This is a genomic window from Sulfitobacter sabulilitoris, assembly GCF_005887615.1.
Classification (GTDB): Bacteria; Pseudomonadota; Alphaproteobacteria; order Rhodobacterales; family Rhodobacteraceae; genus Sulfitobacter_E; species Sulfitobacter_E sabulilitoris.
On sequence record NZ_VANS01000001.1, the window covers coordinates 605,292 to 624,019 of the forward strand.

13 protein-coding genes and 1 pseudogene are annotated in these 18,728 nt (G+C 63.2%); 3 read left to right on the top strand and 11 right to left on the bottom strand.

Annotated features, from left to right (window positions below; all coding sequences use genetic code 11):
* The first annotated feature begins 8 nt into the window (after positions 1–8).
* Complete coding sequence (gene mfd / locus FDT80_RS02785) at positions 9–3,494, top strand: transcription-repair coupling factor (RefSeq protein WP_138660710.1); 3,486 nt, start codon at positions 9–11, stop codon at positions 3,492–3,494.
* A 7-nt stretch (positions 3,495–3,501) separates the two neighbouring features.
* Here the strand turns inward: mfd and FDT80_RS02790 are convergent, their stop codons facing one another.
* From FDT80_RS02790 to FDT80_RS02810, 5 genes are all read right to left on the bottom strand, one after another.
* Complete coding sequence (locus FDT80_RS02790) at positions 3,502–4,698, bottom strand: multidrug effflux MFS transporter (protein WP_138661756.1); 1,197 nt, start codon at positions 4,696–4,698, stop codon at positions 3,502–3,504.
* Positions 4,699–4,856: 158 nt separating this feature from the next.
* Entirely contained in the window at positions 4,857–5,279 is a 423-nt protein-coding gene (locus FDT80_RS02795) for an adenylyltransferase/cytidyltransferase family protein (protein WP_138660711.1), read from the bottom strand.
* Positions 5,276–6,205 (bottom strand): LicD family protein, encoded by a 930-nt coding sequence (locus tag FDT80_RS02800; RefSeq protein ID WP_138660712.1) that lies wholly within the window; start codon positions 6,203–6,205, stop codon positions 5,276–5,278. Before FDT80_RS02800 ends, FDT80_RS02795 begins: the two co-directional genes overlap by 4 nt.
* Before the next feature lie 110 nt (positions 6,206–6,315).
* Positions 6,316–6,957, bottom strand: coding sequence for a DsbA family oxidoreductase (locus tag FDT80_RS02805; RefSeq protein ID WP_138660713.1), 642 nt, complete (start codon positions 6,955–6,957; stop codon positions 6,316–6,318).
* A complete protein-coding gene (locus tag FDT80_RS02810) occupies positions 6,954–8,471 on the bottom strand; it encodes a class I adenylate-forming enzyme family protein (protein ID WP_138660714.1) in 1,518 nt (505 codons plus the stop codon). The genes FDT80_RS02805 and FDT80_RS02810 overlap by 4 nt, the downstream gene beginning before the upstream one ends.
* A 67-nt stretch (positions 8,472–8,538) precedes the next feature.
* Between FDT80_RS02810 and FDT80_RS02815 the strand changes: the two genes are divergently transcribed.
* Positions 8,539–9,162 (top strand): helix-turn-helix domain-containing protein, encoded by a 624-nt coding sequence (locus FDT80_RS02815; RefSeq protein ID WP_138660715.1) that lies wholly within the window; start codon positions 8,539–8,541, stop codon positions 9,160–9,162.
* Positions 9,163–9,241: 79 nt separating this feature from the next.
* Here FDT80_RS02815 and FDT80_RS02820 read toward each other — a convergent pair whose 3' ends face one another.
* The 6 genes and pseudogenes from FDT80_RS02820 to FDT80_RS19050 all read right to left on the bottom strand — a co-directional run.
* Complete coding sequence (locus tag FDT80_RS02820; protein ID WP_425471945.1) at positions 9,242–11,059, bottom strand: extracellular solute-binding protein; 1,818 nt, start codon at positions 11,057–11,059, stop codon at positions 9,242–9,244.
* Positions 11,060–11,381: 322 nt separating this feature from the next.
* On the bottom strand, positions 11,382–11,774 hold the full coding sequence (locus FDT80_RS02825) for a VOC family protein (protein ID WP_138660717.1): 393 nt from the start codon (positions 11,772–11,774) through the stop codon (positions 11,382–11,384).
* A gap of 31 nt (positions 11,775–11,805) precedes the next feature.
* Positions 11,806–14,925 carry an efflux RND transporter permease subunit gene (locus FDT80_RS02830; protein WP_138660718.1) on the bottom strand — a complete coding sequence of 1,040 codons (3,120 nt, stop codon included), beginning with the start codon at positions 14,923–14,925 and terminating at the stop codon, positions 11,806–11,808.
* A complete protein-coding gene (locus FDT80_RS02835) occupies positions 14,922–16,130 on the bottom strand; it encodes an efflux RND transporter periplasmic adaptor subunit (protein WP_138660719.1) in 1,209 nt (402 codons plus the stop codon). The genes FDT80_RS02830 and FDT80_RS02835 overlap by 4 nt, the downstream gene beginning before the upstream one ends.
* Positions 16,120–16,638, bottom strand: a complete 519-nt coding sequence (locus FDT80_RS02840) for a GbsR/MarR family transcriptional regulator (RefSeq protein ID WP_138660720.1) — start codon at positions 16,636–16,638, stop codon at positions 16,120–16,122. Before FDT80_RS02840 ends, FDT80_RS02835 begins: the two co-directional genes overlap by 11 nt.
* 242 nt (positions 16,639–16,880) lie before the next feature.
* A pseudogene (locus FDT80_RS19050) lies at positions 16,881–17,559 on the bottom strand (transposase); the annotation flags it as partial.
* Positions 17,560–17,923: 364 nt separating this feature from the next.
* Here FDT80_RS19050 and FDT80_RS02855 point away from each other — a divergent pair.
* A complete protein-coding gene (locus tag FDT80_RS02855; RefSeq protein ID WP_212733847.1) occupies positions 17,924–18,697 on the top strand; it encodes a 3-hydroxybutyrate dehydrogenase in 774 nt (257 codons plus the stop codon).
* Positions 18,698–18,728 lie beyond the last annotated feature (31 nt).

Sequence of the window (18,728 nt, forward strand, 5' to 3'; positions counted from 1 at the left end):
AGCAGCCAATGACCGACGCATCCCACATCACCCTGAGCGGCGCGCCCGAAGGCTTTGACGCGACGCTCCTGCTCAAGGAACTCGACACGCGCGGCACCCCGGTCGTGCATGTCGCGCGCGACGACAAACGCATGGCGGCGATGCAGGACGCGCTGCGCTTTTTCGCGCCCGAACTGCCGGTTGTGACGTTCCCCAGCTGGGATTGCCTGCCCTATGACCGGGTATCGCCCAATGCCGATATCTCGGCGCAGCGGATGGCGACGCTGGCGGGGCTGGTGCACGGGATGCCCGAGCGCTTCGTGCTGCTCACGACACTCAATGCCGCCACCCAGCGGGTGCCCGCCCGTGCCACGCTGCGCGATGCGGCGTTTTCGGCCCGTGTCGGCGACCGGGTGGACGAGGCCGCCTTGCGGGCCTTCCTGGTGCGCATGGGCTTCGTGCAAAGCCCCACGGTGACGGAACCGGGCGACTATGCGATCCGCGGCGGCATCATCGACATCTATCCCCCCGGCGACCTGGGGCCGGTGCGGCTTGATCTTTTCGGTGACGTGCTGGATGGCGCGCGCCGCTTTGACACCGCCACGCAGCGCACCACCGAAAAGCTGGACCTGGTTGAGCTGGCCCCGGTCAGCGAGGTGATCCTCGACGAGGCCGCGATCACGCGCTTTCGGCAGAATTACCGCATCGAATTCGGTGCTGCGGGCACCGACGATCCGCTGTACGAGGCGATCAGCGCGGGCCGCAAGCATCAGGGCGCGGAACACTGGCTGCCGTTTTTCCACGACGATCTGGAGACGCTGTTCGACTTTTTGCCGCGCGCCACCATCAGCCTTGACGATCAGGTCACACCGATGCGGCTGGCGCGCTGGGACAGCATCGCCGACCAGTACGAGACCCGCAGGCTGGCGATGGCGCACCGCTCGAAGATGGACAGCGTCTACAAGCCCAGTCCGCCGGGCGGGCTGTATCTGGACGACGCGGGGTGGGAGGCCGCGATGGAGGGCCGCCGGGTTCTGCAACTGGCCCCGCTGGTGCAGCCCACGGGCCCCGGCGTGCTGGACGCTGGCGGGCGCATCGGCCGCAATTTCGCCCCCGAACGGCAGCAGGAAAGCATCAGCCTTTTCGGTGCCCTGGCCGCGCATATCAAGGCAAAGCTGGACAAGGGTCCGGTGCTGATCGCCAGCTATTCGGAAGGCGCGCGCGAGCGTCTGACCGGCCTCATCGAGGACGAAGGCCTGGCCGAGGCGATCCCGGTGCCCAATGCCACACGCATCGGCAAGCGCGGGCTGCACCTTGCGGTCTGGGCGCTGGACCACGGCTTTGACGCGCCCGGCATGACGGTGATTTCAGAGCAGGATGTGCTGGGCGACCGTCTGATCCGTTCCACCAGGCGCAAGCGCCGGGCCGAGAATTTCCTGACCGAGACGCAAAGCCTGACGCCCGGCGATCTGATCGTGCATGTCGATCATGGCATCGGGCGCTATACCGGGCTTGAGGTGGTCACCGCAGCGGGGGCCGCACATGAATGTATCTTGCTGGAATATGCCGAAGGATCAAAGCTTTACCTGCCGGTAGAGAATATCGAACTGCTGTCGAAATACGGTCACGAGGAAGGTCTGCTCGACCGGTTGGGCGGTGGCGCGTGGCAGGCCAAGAAGGCCAAGCTCAAGGAACGCATCCGCGAGATGGCGGACAAGCTCATTCGCGTCGCGGCCGAACGCGCCCTGCGCAAGGCGCCGGTTCTTGAACCACCGCCGGGCATGTGGGACGCGTTCTCCGCCCGCTTTCCCTATTCGGAGACCGACGATCAACTGAGCGCCATCGGCGACGTGGTGGACGATCTGACGTCGGGCAACCCGATGGACAGGCTGGTCTGCGGCGACGTCGGCTTTGGCAAGACCGAGGTGGCGATGCGCGCGGCCTTCGTCGCGGCGATGTCGGGCGTGCAGGTGGCCGTGATCGCGCCGACGACGCTGCTGGCCCGTCAGCATTTCAAGAGCTTTTCCGAAAGGTTCCGCGGCTTTCCGGTCGAGGTGCGCCAACTGTCGCGCTTTGTCAGCACAAAGGACGCCAACGCCACCCGCGAGGGCATGGCAAAGGGCACCATCGATATCGTCATCGGCACCCATGCGCTTTTGGCCAAGAACATCAGGTTCCAGAACCTCGGACTTCTGGTCATCGACGAGGAGCAGCATTTCGGCGTCACCCACAAGGAACGGCTCAAGCAGATGCGCACGGATATCCACGTGCTGACCCTGACCGCGACGCCCATTCCGCGCACCCTGCAACTGTCGCTGACGGGGGTGCGCGACCTGTCGATCATCGGCACGCCCCCGGTGGACCGTCTGGCCATTCGCACCTACGTCAGCGAATTCGACAGCATCACCATCCGCGAGGCGCTTTTGCGCGAACACTATCGCGGCGGGCAGTCGTTCTACGTGGTGCCGCGCATTTCGGACCTGCCCGAGATCGAAGCCTTCCTCAAGGAACAGGTGCCGGAGCTGTCCTATGTCGTGGCCAACGGCCAGATGGCGGCGGGCGAGTTGGATGACCGCATGAACGCCTTCTACGATGGCAAGTTCGACATCCTTCTGGCAACGACAATCGTGGAATCCGGGCTCGACATTCCCACGGCCAACACGATGATCGTGCACCGGGCCGACATGTTCGGGCTGGCGCAGCTGTACCAGATCCGCGGCCGGGTGGGGCGCTCCAAGACCCGCGCCTATGCGTATCTGACCACGAAACCCCGCGCGAAACTGACCACCACGGCCGAAAAGCGCCTGCGTGTGCTCAGCTCTCTCGATACGCTGGGGGCAGGGTTCACGCTGGCCAGCCAGGATCTGGACATTCGCGGCGCGGGCAACCTGCTGGGCGAAGAACAGTCGGGCCAGATGCGGGATGTGGGCTTCGAGCTGTATCAATCCATGCTGGAGGAGGCGATCGCCAAGATCCGCTCGGGCCAGATGGAGGGGTTGTCGGAGGCAGACGATCAATGGGCGCCGCAGATCAACCTTGGCGTGCCGGTGCTGATCCCCGAGGAGTACGTGCCCGATCTCGACGTGCGTCTGGGGCTGTATCGCCGCCTGTCCTCGCTGACCACCAAGGTTGAGCTTGAGGGCTTTGCCGCCGAGTTGATCGACCGCTTCGGCAAACTGCCGCGCGAGGTGAACACGCTGATGCTGGTGGTGCGGATCAAGGCGATGTGCAAACGCGCGGGCATTGCCAAGCTTGACGGCGGGCCCAAGGGCGCGACGATCCAGTTTCACAACGACAAGTTCGCAAGCCCGAAGGGACTGGTCGAATTCATCCAGGATCAGCGCGGGCTGGCCAAGGTCAAGGACAACAAGATCGTCGTGCGCCGCGACTGGAAATCCGAAGTCGACAAGATCAAGGGCGCCTTTGCCATCGCCCGCGATCTGGCCGACAAGGTCAAGGAAGCGCGCAAGGCGCCCAAACGCGACGCGGCTCCGAAAGCCAGGGCGGCGGAGTAGCGCGGCGCTATTGCGCGGGCACCGTGCGCGCATCGAGCCGCGCCATGTGGATCATCAGCGCAAAGGCCAGTGCAGCCATGCAGAACACCGCCCCCACAAGGGGCCGTGTCGTGCCGTCGAACAGCAACCCGATGGGCGACGCGATGGCCGCGGCCAGCACCGTGGACACGGCACCGATCACCGATGCCGCCATACCTGCGATATGGCCCATCGGCTCCATCGCGATCGCATTGAGATTGCCCACCGTCAGCCCGGCCTGAAAAAAGACGAAGAACTGCCAGACGACAAAGGCGGCAAAACCGTAGGGTTCGGGCAGCACACCCAGCAGCAGCATCGCCCCCGACAGGACGATCTGCAGCCCCAGCGCAAAGGTGATCAACCGGCGCATTCCCAGCCGCACGACCAGCAAGGCATTGAGCAGGCTGGACAAACCGGACACAAGCGCCACCCCCCCGAACCAGAAGGGAAAGCTGTCGACCCGGTGAAAGATCAGGTCATACACCGGCTGGATCATCATCAGCGTGGTGAACAGCATCGCCATCGCCAGTGTCTGCACAAGGATCGACAGGCGCACGGTGGGATGGCTGAACATCTGGCGCACCGCATCACGCACCAGCGCCAGGCGCAGCGGGCGCCGCTGATCGCGCGGCAGGGTTTCGGGCAGCCGCAGCCCGAGCCATAGCGCCGATATGACCGAAAACACGATGAAAGCGAGGAAGATGCCACGCCAGCCCGCGGTCGCGATGATGACCACGCCCATGGCCGGGGCAAAGGCCGGAACGATGGTAAAGATCATCATCACGATGGACAGGATGCGCGCCATCTCGCGGCCGGAAAACAGATCGCGGATGATCGCCACCGACACCACCCGCGGCCCCGACGCGCCGATGCCCTGCACGACCCGCGCCGCAAGCATCAGTTCGAGCGACTGGCTAACCCAGCCCACGGCCGCCGCCGAACAATAAAGCGCAGCCCCACCGAACATCACCGCCCGGCGCCCGAAGGCATCCGACAGGGGCCCGGAAAAGAACGTGCCCAACCCCATGCCAAGCACGAAGGCCGTCAGGATCAGCGGCGCGCGCGTCACATCCTCCGGGGTCAGTTCCCGCGCGATCTGCGGCAGCGCGGGCAACATGGCGTCGATCGAAAAGGCGATGGTGGCGAACATCATCGCCATCAGCGCGACCAGTTCGGACCGCGACATTGCCGGTTTCAGGGATTGGTTATTCAAAATGGCTCCGTCAGAAAAAGGCCCCGAGACTGACAGACCCTAAATCAAGTTAACCGGAAGTTGTATTTCTCACAAGTCCGCCGCCTGTCGGGATCTGTGGAATTTCGCACAGACGGACCTGCGTCAGCAGGTCAGGCCACCGCCGCCTTGCGCGCCGCGATCTGCGCCTTCAGCTCGGTTGTCGACACGTTCTTGGTGCGCGGAAGATACAGCACTTCGGCCACGTCGCGCAGATCGTCGAAATGCCCCGTCCAGTCGTCGCCGATCGCGAATACGCTGACGTTGTAATTCACGATATCGCTGCGTTTCTGCTCCCAGGTGGTTTCGGGGATCACGCGGCTGACATAGCGGCAGGATTCAAGGATCAAGCGCCGCTGCTCATATGGCATGACACAGGATTTGCCCTTGAGCGCGTTGAATTCGTCGGTGGAGCAGCCGACAATGAGTTCGCTGCCCATCGTGGCCAGCCGCTGCAGCAGGCGCACGTGGCCGTAATGGAACAGATCGAAGGTGCCATAGGTCAGGATCGTGCGATTGGGGAGCGTCTTGGTCATGCCTGGAGCCTTTCCAGAAAGGGCGCAAAGCGCGCGTTCGCAGACCGCCAGGGGAATTTGAAGAAGGGATCGGGTTTCACCCAGCCCTTGCCATAGTTCAGCGCAAGCATCTTTTCCGGCTCGGCGGGCAGGGCATTGCCGGTCACCGCACAGGTTTGCAGCGGCAGCACATCGCCGCGCGACAACTGCCCATGGGTATGGGGATAGACAAAGACCTTGTCGTCTTCGATCCAGGCCGGGAACAGATCGATCTGCGTCGTGCCGACGGGCTTGAGCTTGTAGATCGCGGCCTGCTTGAACGTCTCGGCGTCAAACAGGTCCAACTCCTCAAGCCGGGTGCGCAGGGTCAGCCATTCGGCCGCGGCCTCCGCCTCTGTCCGGGCCTTGAGCAGCAAGGCCAGATCGATGTCATCGTCATGTTCGATCAGCCGCGCGTCGCGCACCACCCCCAACAGGGTGCCGGAATTGAGAAAGACCTCGTAGCCTTCGTCGCGCAGCGCGCCCAGATGCCGCTCCACATGCCGCCAAACGCTGTCGTGGTCCAGATCGGCGAAGGTCTCGGAGCCGAAGCCGTGATTGGTCAGCCGGTCGTCGCCCATATAGGCGCGCAGCGTGGCCAAGAAGGTCTGAAAAAGCTCGGCCTGATTTTGCACGTTGCGCTTGTGGCGCAGCTTGTTGAGATGCCCGACCATCTTGGCTGGGCGAATGCGCCCGATGCCCGCGACCATGATCACCGCCTCGAGCCAATCGGTGCGAAAGGGCCGGGTGCGCAACTGCTGCAATTCGCCGTAGAGCGCCCAGTGGGGAACGTCGCCCGTGGGCGCGGTCAACTCCGCCAGCGCGGTCGCGTGGATTTCGGATATCCGCGCCTCGCGCTGCGCACCCGCATCATGCACCATGTCAGGCGCCGCCATATCTTTTGCCATGTAAACCGCTCAATAGTCTGTAAAAACGGGGGCTTTTGCCCCTCATTACGAAAAAGCTACGGCAATTCACCAATCAAAGCAAAACATTAATTTATGAACAAACCCTTCGCTCAGGTCTGTTTTGCAAGCTCTGCAATGACCTTGGCCCACAATTCGGGCGGCTGAGCGCCCGGCACGGCGTGTTTGCCCGCCACGATGAAGGTGGGGACCGACGTGATCCCCATCTCGCGGCTGTGGGCGTCGCGCGCGGCGATGTCGGCCAGATCCGCGTCCGAGGCCAGAAGCCGGGTCACGACCGATGCGTCCATCTCGATCGCATCCGCGATGTCGGCCAGCACTTCGGCGTCGCCGATGTCGCGTGCCTCGACGAAATAGGCGTGAAACAGCGCCGAAACCGCCGCCGTCTGCCGACCTTCGATGCCCGCCCAGTGGATCAGGCGGTGCGCATCCATCGTGTTGGGTGTGCGTTTCATCCCCTCGAAATCGATCTTGAGGCCGGCAGCCTGCGCATGTTCGACCACGGGCGCATAGGCGCGCACCGCCGCTTCCTTGCCGCCGAACTTCGTCTCGAGATAGGTGCGCCGGTCCATGCCGCCCGCGGGCATGTCGGGATTAAGCTGAAACGGGTGCCATTCGATCGCGAAGGGATGGTCGGGATGATCGGCCAGCGCGCGGTCCAGGTGCGCCTTGCCGATATAGCACCACGGGCAGATCGGGTCGGACATGATATCGAGCTTGATCGGGTCGGTCATTGTTTTGCCTCAAAGCTGGCGCGCAGAGCACGCCGCAGCAGTTTGCCGTTGCCGCCCGTGGGCAGGTCGGGCACGTGAATGTAAAGGCGCGGGCATTTGTAGCGCGCCAGCTTGGTCTGCGCATACCCCCGCAGGGCCGCGTCGTCCAGTGCGGCGGGCCCGGTGTAGAAGGCCGCGATCACTCGGGTATCGGCTTTGACCTCCACGTCCGTGACGCCCGCGCCGGTGATGCCGGGTATCTGCAACAGCGCCTGTTCGACCTCGATCGGGGACACGCGGTAGCCGCCGGCGTTCATCATGTCGTCATGCCGTCCCAGATAGGTGATCGCGCCCTGCGCATCCATCGACCCCTGATCGCCGGTCAGAAACCATTCGCCCTGCATCCGGGCGGCGGTCTCGTCCTCGGCGCCCAGATAGCCCAGCATCAGCCCCGGATCGCCGCGGTGGACCGCGATCGTGCCCTCGGCACCCAGCGGAACGGGGCCGTCGTCGCCCAGCAGCGCCACCCGGCGGCCAGGCTGCACATGGCCCAGAACCTGCGGCGCGCGCACCGGATGCCGCGGACTGGAGGAGATGAAGGTGGAACATTCCGACATCCCGTAGGCTTCGTGGATCGGCGTGCCGGTCGCATCCTCCCAGGCCGCGCGCACCCGGTGCGGCAGCTTTTCGCCCGCGCTCAGCCCATGGCGCAGCAGCGGCAGGTCCGGCGGCGCGCCCGCGTTCAGCATCTGGCGGTACACCCCCGGAGCGGCGGCAAAGATCGTGGCGTCATGCGCCGCCAGCAGGCCCGCCAGATCGCCCGAGGTCGTGCCCGCACCGGGGATCAGCGCGGTCGCGCCGATCGTCCAGGGATCCATCAGCCCGGTGCCCAGCGTGTAGGTCCAGTTGAACGCCCCGGCGTGCAGCAGCCGGTCGTCGGGGCGCAGCCCGTACCAGCCCTCGAACATCATCTGCCGGGCCCAGATCGCGCGATGCGCGTGCCCCACGGCGCGCGGGCTGCCCGACGTACCGGAGGTATAGATGACATAGCCCAGCCTGTCGGGATCGCCCATGTGAAACGCCGCCGGTGGCAGGCCGCGCCAGTCGCGCAGGGCATCCGTCATATGCGTCGCCGGGTGATCGGGGCAGGCCACATCCGGATCGCGCAGAACCGCGCGCGGCGCGAGATCGGCGATGATCCGCACCACCTCCGCTTCGGTCAGCGCGGCAGAGGTCGGCACCGGCACCAGCCCGGCGGCCAGCGCCCCCAGGTAGGCAAACGGAAAATCCACCGTATTGCCCAGCCGCATCAGAACGATATCGCCGGGCGCAAGACCGCAGCGCAGCAATCCGGTCGCCGTGCCCAGAACGGCCGCGCGCACCGCGTCGAAGCTCCAGGTCCGGGCGCCCAGCGGCCCCAGCACCGACAGCGCCGGCGCCGATCCGCGCGATACGCCGGCCTGCAACACGTGCCGCGCCATGTTGAAGGGCGCGGGGCAGGGGGCAAACGGCTCGGAGGCGACTTCAGACATCATGATCCGTCTGCTAGCGCGACGTCTGGCGCGTTGCAAGCATGCGGCGCGCCGCCTATAGGTTGGCGCCATGACCGGACAAGATCCCAAATCCCTGATCCAGATCGCCCGCCAGAACGGTGGGACGGACCGCGCTGAGCCGCTTGATCTGGGCGCGCGGGTGCGCGAATTGCGCAAGGCCCGCGCCTGGACGTTGGAACAGGCAGCCAACCAGGCGGGGCTGGCGCGCTCCACGCTCAGCAAGATCGAGAACGGCCAAATGTCACCGACCTATGAGGCGCTCAAGAAGCTGGCCGTCGGGCTAGAGATTTCCGTGCCGCAACTTTTCACTCCGCCCCAGCAGGGGCAGGTGGGCGGGCGCATGTCGGTCACGAAATCGGGCCAGGGCAACGCGCAGGCGACCGTCACCTACGAACACGAACTTTTGGCCGAGACGCTGACCAAAAAGCAGATGCTGCCCTATCGCGCGCGCGTGCGGGCCCGGTCGATGGAGGAATTCGACGGCTGGGTGCGCCACGATGGCGAGGAATTCCTGTATGTGCTGACCGGAGTCGTGCGGCTCTATACCGAGTTCTACGAGCCGGTCGAGATGCGCCGCGGCGACAGTGCATATTACGACGCCACGATGGGGCATAACGTCGTGTCGCTGAGCGACGAGGACGCGACGATCCTCTGGGTCACCGCGCTGACCTGATCAAGGCTGCGGCGGCGCCCGCCGGACGGATTTGCAAAGCGTGCCGCAGACCTTTGCAAACCGGCAGGGCCAGAACCGCCTAGCGCGGCGCGTACCACCAGACTTCGGGCATGAAATTCGGGCCGTCGCCATAGATCGGCAGCGGTTCGGGGTATTTCATCTCGGCGATATGCGCGATCAGACCGGCATCGTACTGCCAGAAGGGGATGACGTAGCGCCCTGCCGTCAGCACCCGGTCAAGCGCGCGGGTCGCGGCGACGAAGTCCTCCTGGCCACGTGCCTGCAGCATCGCGTCGATCATCGCGTCCACGGCGGGCGATGCCACGCCCATCAGGTTGCGCGACCCCTCCTGTGCCGCGGCCTCCGACCCCCAATAGAACCGCTGTTCGGTGCCGGGGCTGAGCGACAGCGCACGCCGGAAGGTCGTCATGTCAAAGTCGAACCCATTCACCCGCGCCACGTACTGCGCATCGTCGATCGCCGCGACCTCCGCCTTGATCCCCAACCGTGTCAGCGCCTGCGTGTAAAGCTCCGCGATGGCGATGTTTTCGGAACTGCCCTTGGCCAGCAGGATGGAAAAGGCCAGCGGCGTGCCGTCGGCATCGCGCATCGTGCCGTCCTGCGCGGTAAATCCCGCTTGCTCCAGCAGCGCCATCGCGCGGCGTATGCCCTTGCGGTTGCGCGCCGATCCGTCGCCCTGGGGCAGGCTATAGCCTTCCAGCGTTCCGGGCGGCAGGCTGTCGGCGAAGGGTGCCAGATGTGCAGCGACATCCTTTGGCGCGGGGCCGGGTCGCATGGCCAGCACCGAATTCGAGAAATACGACGTGATCCGCCGTTGCGCGCCGCCGGTCAGCGTGTCGTTGATGTATTCGAAATTGAACGCCTGGATCAGCGCCTCGCGCACGCGCCAGTCGTCGAAGGGCGCGCGCCGGGTGTTCATCACGAAACCGGTCATGCCCGACGGCTTTTGATGCGGGATCTCGGATTTCACCACGTCGCCGCGCGTGACGGCGGGAAAATCATACTGCGTGGCCCAGGTTTCCACGTTGAATTCGCGCAGGGCGGAAATTTCTCCGGCCTTGAACGCCTCGAACAGGACCGAGGCATCGCCATAGAAATCCAGGCGGATTTCATCGAAGTTGTGGCTGCCGCGCCGAAACGGGACATCCTTGCCCCAGTAATCGGGGTCGCGCGTCAGCGTTACATGGCGCCCGGCCTCGAAATCCGACACGACATAGGGTCCGGTCCCCAGCGGCACATCGGCGAGCGGCGCATTGGCAAAATCGCGCCCCTCCCACTGTGCCCGGCTCAGAACCGGGCGCATGCCCGCCAAAAGCGCCAATTCGCGGTTGTCGGTGTTGAACGTCATCCGCACGCTGCGCGGCCCGGTCTGTTCGATGCTGTCGATCTGCGACCAAAGGCCATGATACCTGGGATGACCCTCGGTCCCCAGAAGTTCGTAGGAAAAGATCACGTCCGCCACCGTGACGGGCGTGCCATCGGAAAACCGCGCCTCGGGGCGCAGTGTGAATTCGACCCAGGCCCGGTCCGGCGGCACCTCGACCGATTCGGCCAACAGACCGTAAAGCGCGAAGGGTTCGTCCCAGGATCGGCCCATCAGGGACTCGTGGGTGAAAAAAGAAAGCTGCCAGGGCGCCGTGCCTTTGCGCACGTATGGGTTGAGGCTGTCGAAACCGCCGGTATTGCCGAGCGTGATGGATCCGCCCTTTGGTGCGTCCGGATTGACATAGGGCAATGACACAAAATCCGGTGGTAGGGCCGGGGACCCGTACATAGATATCCCGTGTTGCGGCCCCGCTGCGCCGGATGACGGCCACAGAATCACCGCAATTGCGGCCAGAAACGCCCGTGCGTTTTGGAAAAAATCGAGCTCCATTTCGAAGACAATCCTGCTCTGCCCTTGTTTTATTGACCGCGACACTACCGGGGAGTTTATGTCTTATCAAACTTTTAGCTTGGATCGCGGCGCGGAATTGCTTATAACTAACTCACTGCTCGATAGGTTTCTTGCCTGTATGAAACCTGCCTCAATAACTTAACGCCTGCTTCGTGCAGGCGTTTTTTTTTGCCTGCTATCCAAGAGAAAAAGCAGGAGACGCGCCAGACTTGCGTAGGACAGCCTCGCGGACGACGTGTGAATTCGCTGCATCTGCGCGAATGGCCACTTTCAGGCTGAAACGCAAGATCAACTTGGCAGTTCAGCCCGTTTTCATCTCAATGAGCTGGATGAGATTTCCGCAGGTATCGTCAATGACCGCCATGTGACCGTTACCGGCATCGACCGGCTCTTGAACACATGCGACTCCGGAACTTTTCAGCCGTGCGCACTCAGTGGCCAGATCATCAACCTGAAACGACGCGGCCGGAATCCCGTCCCGCTTCAATGCGGCCTTGTAGGGCTTCACCGCAGGGTGCCCGTCGGGTTCGAGGAGCAATTCGGTCCCATCGGGCTCCTGAGGCGAAACAACCGTTAGCCAACGCGCATCGCCAGCGGGAAAGTCGTTCTTTTTCACGAAGCCGAGCTTGCCCGTATAGAACTCCAGTGCTTTTGACTGATCGTCCACAAAGACACTTGTCACATAGATCTTCATGTCTCTACCTTTCAGAGGTTCGGAGCCGGCTTTACGCGGGCACCGGCGTGCCGACTGAACGGGCAGCTCTGCGTTCACCCAACATGAGCATGGCAGGCGTGACCACCAGTGTCAGCATGGTCGCGACGACCAACCCCCCGGCGATGGCCGACGACAGTTCTGTCCACCACTGCGTTGACGGAGCCCCGTAGACGATCTCACGCGTGAAGAAGTTCAGGTTCAAGCCGATCACCATCGGCATCAAGCCAAGCGCGGTCGTCACTGATGTCAGGATCACCGGCCGCAGACGCTGGGCACCTGTGCGTAGTGCGGCCTCGAGCGGAGAACGCCCCGAGGTCTTGAGATCGTTATAGGTGTCGATCAGAACGATGTTGTTGTTCACCACGATGCCGGCCAGGGCGATCACCCCGATGCCGCCCATCACGATGCCGAAGGGGCGACCTGTGACGATCAATCCCAGCAGAACACCGGCGACGGAGAAGACGATCGCGCTCATGACCACAAAGGCTTGAAAGAAGCTGTTGAACTGGATCACGAGGATCACGAACATCAGGAAAATCGCCGCAATGAACGCACCGACCAGGAACACCATGCTTTCCTTCTGATCCTGCGCTTCGCCAGCGAAGCTGAACGAAACGCCATCGGGCAACTCCGCCTCGGTCAATGCCGCAGTCAGTGCGATAACCTGATCGTTCACCAGCAGGTCGGCCGCCACATTGGCCTCAATTGTCGTGACGCGCTTTTCGTCGATGCGTCGGATGACGCCCGTTCGATCTGACGGCTCGAAGGTCACGAAATTGGCGATGGGCACAAGCCCGGAAGATGTCGGCACCCGCAGGCTGCCGAGTTCCGCCAATGACCGTTCCTCCCGAGGAAAGCGAACCCGGATATCGAGCGAGCCATCCGTGTCGTCGGGGCGGTAATCCGCGACCGTGATCCCTTGGGTCAAGAGTTGCACGGCCTGGCCAAGAAGGCTCACATCGGCCCCGAACCGCGCGGCCTCTGCCCGGTTCACGATGATGGACACTTCGACGCCCGGCACGGGCCGCGTGTCGGTCACGTCCGTGAACCCGCCCAGTCCGTCCATGATATCGCGGATTTGCTGCACCGCCTGCATCTGTGCCGTTGCGTTGCCGCCTGTCACCTGAAGATTGACCGGCTTGCCCGCCGTCGGACCTCCGCTCTCGGTCTGCACCTGCACGTCGATCCCGGCGATGGCGGCAACATCCTCGCGGATATCCACCCCGATCTCGGCCGCAGTTCTGCGTGTATCCCACGGTGTCAGTTCGAGCTGGAGCGTGCCGATGGTTTCTTCGTCGCCTTGTCCCGCGCTCATCACGGATCGGGCATAGACGGAGGCGATCTCGTCGTAGCCGAGAATCCGGTTTTCAACCGCCCGCACGAGCGCATCGCGCTCGAAGATCGAGAAATTGTCGCGTGCGCGCACCTGCACCTGCATGAAGTCCGGCTCCACAGACGGGAAAAAGCTGATCCCCTGGCCGAATTGTCCATAGAGGCTGAACCCGCCGAGCAGCAGGGCGACTGCCAAAAGAACTGTCGCTGCGGGGCGAAGGATTGCCCACTCCAGAATGCGGACATAGATGCCGGTCAGACCTCCGATGTCGCGGGGATCGCCAAACTCGGCCGCATGAAGTGCCGCCTTGGCTTTCGCGGATTGCGGCTGCCTTTTGCCGATCAGCCCGCCCATGACGGGGATAAAGATCAGCGCCATGAAGAGTGAGGCGAACAGTGTCAGGATCACGGTGATCGGCAGGAATTTCATGAACTCGCCCACCATGCCCGTCCAGAACAGCAGCGGGAAAAACACGCTGAGCGTCGTCGCGGTCGAGGCGATGATCGGCCATGCCATCCGCTTGGCGGCAAAGGCATAGGCCTCCTTGGCTGGAACACCTTCCTGCAATTTGCGGTCGGCCAGCTCTGTCGTGACGATAGCCCCGTCCACGAGCATCCCGACCACAAGGATCAGCGAGAACAACACGACGATGTTCATCGTGAATCCCATCCCCCAGAGGGCGATTACCCCGGCAAGAAACGCGCCCGGAATGGCAAGTCCGACGAGGAAGGCAGACCTGAGCCCGAGGGCCAGGACGATCACGATCATCACGAGGATGACGGCGGCGATGACGTTGGCTTCCAGATCGCTCAATAGGTCTTTCACCTGCTTAGATTGATCCTGAAGATAGGTGATCTCGATGCTGTCCGGCCAATCGGCCCGCAGCTCTTCGACAAGCGCCTTCACTTCGGCCACGGTCTCGATGATGTTCGCACCCGAGCGTTTGGTGATTTCCAGCGCGAGTGCCGGCTGCCCGTTGATCCGGGCAAAACTGCTCGGGTCCTCGAACGTGCGGCGGATCGTGGCCACATCGCCGAAGGTGACGACAGCATCGCCGCGCACCTTGACCGGCATCGCCATCACATCTTCGAGGTCTTCGATCAGGCCCGGCACTTTCAGCACGATCCGGCCAGCCCCGGTTTCGATCGCCCCCGCGGCGATCAGTCGGTTGTTGCGCTGGATTTGCCCGATCAGCTCATCGAAGGACAGGTTGTAGGTCTGGAAGACGGTAGGGTCGATCAGCACCTCGAGAAATTCGAAACGCTGCCCGCCGATATCGACTTCGAGGACACCTTCAAGACCCTCGATCTCTTCCTGGAGCGTGTCGGCAAGGTCGTTGAGCGTCCGTTCCGGCACCGGGCCGGACAGGATGGCTGTGATGATAGGAAAGAGCGCCGTGTTGATCTCGGTGATGGTGATGTCGCGGGCGTCTTCGGGCAGATCGCCCTGCACCCGGTCGACGGCCTCACGCACCTTGTCCAATGCTTCGTCGTTGTCACCTCCCGGCATGAACTCAAGCTGGATGCTTGCAAAACCCTCGCTGGCATCGGAATTCATGCTTTGAAGGCCGGTAATCGAGGCAAACTCGGTCTCCATCGGCTCAATCAGCAATCGTTCGGCGTCGCTGGGGCTGATGCCATCAAGGCCGGTTGACACGTAAAACAGCGGCAGCGGCACTTCCGGGTTGGCTTCTTTCGGGATCGAGACATAAGCGAATGCACCGACGGCCAGCACCATGACCAGAGCCATGACGACAACGCGGGACCGTGAAAAAGCGGCCTTGATTATGCTGTTCATTGGGTCTGCTCCCCTGCGGCGGGCGCCACGGTTTCATCGGCGTTCACGTAGCCCTGACCAACCGTGATGACATCGACAGTGTCCGGCAGGCCGGTCACCCAGACGCCGTCGATCTGCGCGCGGACGACTTGAACAGGGAAAAACTCGACCACATTGCCGCCGTTCACGGTCTTCACACCGAGGCGGCCTTCCGTGTCGAGCGACACGATTGAGGGCGAAAGAAAGTGCGCAGTCGCTTCACCTGTCGGGATCACGACCTCGGCCGAGATACCTGCCGGGATCGCACCATCGTCATTCATGACTTCGATCTCGGCAAGAAACGTGCGGGTCTCGGCGGCCGCCGATGTTCCGACGAACGTCACAGTGCCTTCCCGTTCCTCACCGGTGATAAAGCGCACAGTCGCCGTCTGGCCGGCGGAAAGCCGGTTCAGGGATTGTTGGGGCACCTGGATCGCGACGGTCAGAGGCGTGATATCGACCAAACGTCCGACTTCCGTTCCGGCCGAGATGAACTCGCCTTCATCCAGATCAAGCGTTTCGATGCGTCCTGCGAAAGGCGCTGTGATCGTCAGAGCCTCGGCGGCCTCGGAAACCGCCGTGACCTGAGCCTGCGCCGTCGCGAGCGTCGCACGCGCCTGCGACACCCGATCCACCGTTGCGACGCCGCGTTCCAGAAGGGCCTGCGCATTGTCGAACTCGCGTTGGGCGCGCGCCAGTTCTTCGGCGGCACGGGCGGCTTCCGCATTGTTGCCGGTCGGATCGATCCGCGCGATCGCATCCCCAGCCGACACGTCCTGGCCCTTGCGGACCAGAACTTCGGCGATGTTGCCGGATGTCTCGGCTCTGAGCATCGTATCGCGATCAGGCAGGGCCTGACCCTCGGCCTGATAATATTGGGTGGTTGTTTCCGCAGTCGATGTCTCGACGGCCACGGCCACCGGCTTCGGGTCTTCCCGTGTCACGACCGCTGCGCTGTCTTCAGATGGCAGGATGAATCCGCTCCCCATCCAGCCGACAATGCCGACGACCAGTGCACCGGCGATCCAGGTCGAGCGCGACGCGCCTTCGTCGGATGAAAAGGCAAGTTGCTTCGGCGCGGTATCGCTCTGATGATCGGGCGTTGCGGACCCGGCATCCTGTTCTTCGGAAACAAGTTCGGCATCCAAGACCGGATCATCTGCCTTGGTCAGCGTGTTAGTCTTCATGAGATTGTTCCTCCGGGGTTTTCGGGGCTGGCACCGGATTTTTCGATTTCCTGGACTGCAGTTCGTCAAGCGCGACTGCCACGGCGGTTTCCAGTGATGCGTAGAAGTCAGCGTATTCGGACAGCCGCGCCACTGCGCCGGTATCCTCGGGAAGTGCGGCGACGGTTCTCACGATCTCTTCCCGCGTGGATCGGGTTCGCTTGTGGACCCCTTCGAGCAACGTTGCGTAAGGATTGGTTGCAAGCTGGAAGAAATCGCCACGCTGGCCTGGCTTCGCCCGGCGCTTCACAAGACCCCGCTCTTCGAGGAGCCGAATGCTGGTGCTGATGCTCGCGCGGCTGACCTGCAAACGTGTTGCGAGATCCCCGAAAGACACCATCTCTCCGTCGAAGATCAACATCCCAAAGACGCGACCGGCGATACGCGGCAGCCCCTCCGCCTGCGAGATGAGGCCCGACTTCTCGATGAAGTCGGCCCGGACAGCATCAATCTTGGTCTGCTTCGACATCTGCGATTCCTTCTGTTGAAGCCGGTCAATCCACAACAAATATGTCTAATGTACATTTTGTTTAGTCATAACTGAACGAACGTAACGTCACGAATACGCCTGCTGGGGTCAGGTCGGTTGGTGCCCACACCTAGGCGATGCGGACGTCAGCGGCATTGCGGAAATTTGGGGGCCTGGGTGCCCAGACGACCTTGGCCGTGACCGGATCATGGCCACCCTAGGCCACACGATGTTGCGCGTCATATCTGGCGGCCGACGGCCTCGCAGAGCAGGCCGCGCATCCGATCCACGACAGGGATCGGTTTCCAAAAGGTCGTGATTTTGACCGTTGGGAGACCGGACAATGACTTCAGCTTCCGCGCCTTGGTGTCGGGGGGGCCCGGTGGTTCCACCGCCAGATGGTCTCGCCCAGACAGCGCTGAAGGTGCTTTCGCCCCAGGCGGTGACAGGCACCGATCAGGGCGCGCTGCACGGCCGCATTCACGGCCTCGACAATGTTGATGAGGACCCCGGTCCTCTTGTTCGCCATCGCCGGACGTCTATCATCTCGCGGATGGCATGGCCAAGTTTCCAGGCTGTCTTCTGGGTCACGCCCAGAACGCGCGCCATTACGACCGACGAGATTCCGTTAGAGGACGTCAGAACGAGGAACATCGCCGCAATCCAGATCCGCAGGTCGAGCTTGGTCGCATGGAGTGGCGTCTTGGTTGTGACGGTGAACTGGCTGCGGCATTCCTTCTCGGCGCACTGATACGGTCCGGCACGCACAGACGCGCCGCGCAGCCGGCGCGGGTTCAGGCTGCCGCGGTGCGGGCAGAACCGGTCATCGCCCCAGATGGCGTTCACGAGGAAGCGCCGCGCATGGCTCCCGGTCGGCACCCTCGTCCAGACATCGCGGAAGGATTTCAGATCGGTCATCATGACGTCGCCTTGCTTCGGGTCGGACCCCGGAAGACCGGCTGGTTCCTCCGAACCGGAAGCGACTACGTTATGGCGGCTTGGATGCGGCTGAGAGGCGAACAGGCCGAGCGGTGCTGGCTGACCTGTTTTTCTTCGTGAATCATGGGGTTTTTTTGCCCGATCGGTCGTACCGCAGCGTCGTGATCCCGGACGGGCGCCTTCGCAACATCGCGGTTCCGCGCCGCGTGCGGCACATGCCACGGCATCCGGGACGCGGCAAAGGCGCCCCCACCGGAAATGTGCATTTCTTTCGCGGTCGCAGCGTGGCAAGCTGCGCGCGCAGAAAAGCGTCAGATCACAAAGGACAGACCCAATGGCATACGAGATTTCCCTTTCCGGCAAGACCGCCGTGATCACCGGTTCGAATTCGGGCATCGGCCTCGGGATGGCCTGGGCGCTGGCACGGGCGGGCGCGGATGTGGTGCTGAATTCATTCACGGATGACAAGGCCGATCACGCGCTGGCCACGGAAATCGCGCTCGAGACCGGTGTGGCGGCCCGCTATATCCAGGCCGATATGTCCAAGGGCGATCAGTGCCGCGCGCTGATCGAAGAGGCGGGCAGCTGCGATATCCTGGTCAACAATGCCGGCATCCAGCATGTCGCGCCGATCCCGGAGTTCCCGAGCGAGAAATGGGACGCGATCATCGCGATCAACCTGACGTCGGCCTTTCACACCACTGCCGTCGCCCTGCCGATGATGCGCAAGGCCGGTTGGGGCCGGGTGATCAACATCTCGAGCGCGCACGGCCTGACCGCGTCGCCCTTCAAGGCGGCCTATATCGCCGCCAAGCACGGTATCGTCGGCCTGACCAAGACCACGGCGCTCGAGACCGCGCAGGAGCCCATCACCGCCAATGCGATCTGCCCCGGCTACGTGCTGACGCCGATCGTGGAAAAGCAGATCCCCGACACGATGAAGGAATACGACATGAGTCGGGAAGATGTGATCGAAAAGGTCATGCTGACCCGCCAGCCGTCAAAGGAATTCGCCACGGTCGAGCAGTTGGGCGGCACGGCGACTTTCCTGTGCTCGGATGCGGCGGCGCAGATCACCGGCACCACGATCAGCGTGGATGGCGGGTGGACCGCGCTTTGACCTTTCAAGCCTCCGGCGGGGATATTTGGAA